General features: G+C 54.8%; 1 protein-coding gene. It reads right to left on the bottom strand.

Features of this window, described 5'->3' with window-relative positions; genetic code table 11:
• Positions 1-157: 157 nt before the first annotated feature.
• Positions 158-1,735, bottom strand: a 1,578-nt coding sequence (locus tag AAC01S_RS18365; RefSeq protein ID WP_083511964.1) for a transposase, incomplete at its 5' end; no start/stop codon positions are given.

Here is a 1,735-nt window from a genome sequence, read left to right as displayed (position 1 = left end):
AGACTGTCTATTAACAAATGTTAAGTTCCCCCGTGGGGAGCTACTATCGAAGTTTTTTACAGGTAATGGAACAAATTGTCGCTTTGAGTCGTCCTAACATCCATTTTGAGCTCATTCTTCGCCGCGTCCTCCTCATCTTCTTGGCCCTGTTTGCCGTTTACGCGCATACTGGGGCCCCTTGCGGCTTCGGCGGCCGTGTCAGCGACTTGACCATCACCTTCATGTTGATCACTATGCTGGTCAATTTCACCGTCGTCCGCAACTTGCTGCGCGTCCTGGCCCTCGGCTTAGCTAGACCATGCGGGTTCTTAAATTCGTTGTTTGTACGCTCGATCTCGTAACGCGCCTGCAACGCGGCCTTTCCTTCAGGCGTCTGGAGATACGCCCGCACCTCTTCGACGAACGGCGCGTAGTCGCTGACGAACACTGTCCGTCCGAACTTGTTGCCTGCCTTTTGGGATCCCACACACTCCTCTTTCAAGGGACAAGCCTCACACGTCGCGTGCGGGAACTTGAACTGCCTGCCTTCCGACTTGGCAATGCGAGTGGTGTGGGAAGTGGTCTGCCCTTGCGGGCAGGTCACCGTCTGCTGTTCGGGATCATAGCGGAACTCGGTATTCGGGATCTTCCCGGTCGGGTTGGTGAAGTGGGGAACAGGCGTGACGAGCCTTTGTCCGCGTAACGCCATTTGTTGGAAGTTCTTTCCCCATGCATACCCCTTATCTGCCACGACCTCCTTAGGGCGCACTCCAAACTCCTCGGAGACCATCTGCACCAAATCGACAATGGCTGCACCGTCTGGCTCATTGCCCGCAATGGGCTCGGCCAGCAGCACCAGCCTCGACTTCGCAGACTCAACCACCTGAACCTTATCTCCGACAAAGCTCTTCTTCGACGACTTAAATCCAGCCCGAATCTCCGGGGCGAATGCATTGACGATCCGATCCGTTGGCTTCTTGTCCTTTGGCAACTCCACGTAGACCGGGGTACCCTCGTCACTGGCAGGCCGCAGTTCGTCTCCCGAATCCAGCATCTCACCGTCTTCCTTGTTTCCGCCATCTGGTGAGCCTGTTGTGTTCTCGCGTAAAATCCGCAGCAATAATTCGCAGAGTTCTTTTGCCGTGCGTTGTTCTTCCTCCGAAGCCCAGCGGGATTCTTTGTCCTCGTTGATCCGCCTGAACCAAGCCACAAGACCGTACGATTGAACCACCAGTTCACTAAAGGCCAGATCCCGGTCCCTCTTTGTAGCCGAGTTCTTCAGTTTTTGGGACAACTTTTGCACATCCATCTCTTGCGTGATCCGTTCGTATGCTGTTGGGTTGTGTTTCTCCACATAGCGAACAAGCCGCCCCGCAGCTTGCTGGATAAGTTCAAACGTTCCAGGCGTGGACACTCTGGCATTCGTATGAAAGGAGTCCACCAGCCAGCGATCGTCCTCTTCCCCCCACAGTCCCTTATGCAACGCCTGTGCCAGAATGAACACATGGCAGGCATGGAACATCTCGGCCCCAAGGCGATCTCTGTCCAAACCGATGGTGCTGTGGTCAAACTTGCTATGAGCGACCGGAAGTCCGAGGAACCGCTTGACAAAGATATCCCCGATGATTTTCAGTTCCATCTCCCGGTCAGAGATGTCGTAGTAGCGCTGAACCAAGTGGATTTTGAGCTTGAGGGAAGGCGCATAGGGGCGTTGACCGATAGGCGAGTACAGCGGTTCGCAGATCTTATCCGCGAA

It is taken from the genome of Alicyclobacillus acidiphilus NBRC 100859 (assembly GCF_001544355.1).
GTDB lineage: Bacteria > Bacillota > Bacilli > Alicyclobacillales > Alicyclobacillaceae > Alicyclobacillus > Alicyclobacillus acidiphilus.
This window is presented reverse-complemented; position numbering and strand designations above follow the sequence as displayed.